Below are 540 nucleotides of genomic sequence, written 5' to 3'. Positions count from 1 at the left end.
GGTTACGTCACAGACACTACGTCCTTACAGTCTATGGTCCGGACCAAAAAACCCCCAAAACATTTAGTCCTGGTCCGATTAGTGTTCAGATTGGCATTTTTATCATCGAACCAAAAGATATCGAACCAAAAGATACCGAACCTAAAGGCATAGGGATACGTTCACAATCTGATTGGTCACGATTTTTCGCAATGGAACTTACCGAACATCCAAAACAATGCTGTGAGCTGGGTTAATGCGCTCGTTGTATGTGTATAGCCTACATATGATGATATTCTGACCAGCTGAGAATTCGTGAAGAGCTTATAAAACGTGTAAAGGAGTCAAAACAGCGGCAGGAATTCCTCCGTCACACACACAATCGAAAATCTGCTACGAGGAGACGTGGTTCTGATGCCTGTACTGAACGGGCAACGTCACGACTATGACAAGAAAAAACAGGTATGCTTGAGCATTCTGTCCTTTTAGGGACGCATCTTGTGACATCATGTCCCATTTTTGGTTGGTTTACGTCTTTGGTCCATGTTGCATTCATATTTC

The 540-nt window shown here is 43.1% G+C and carries 1 protein-coding gene; it reads left to right on the top strand.

Annotation, left to right across the window (positions count from 1 at the left end; translation table 11 throughout):
* Positions 1-236: hypothetical protein (locus tag M4I23_RS19715; protein WP_249755562.1), on the top strand; the 236-nt coding region annotated here is incomplete at its 5' end.
* Positions 237-540 lie beyond the last annotated feature (304 nt).

The sequence above is a fragment of the Algibacter sp. L4_22 genome, from assembly GCF_023473045.1.
Lineage (GTDB): Bacteria > Bacteroidota > Bacteroidia > Flavobacteriales > Flavobacteriaceae > Algibacter.
Note: the sequence above shows the minus strand (reverse complement) of the source record. Positions and strands in the feature narration are given on the sequence as shown.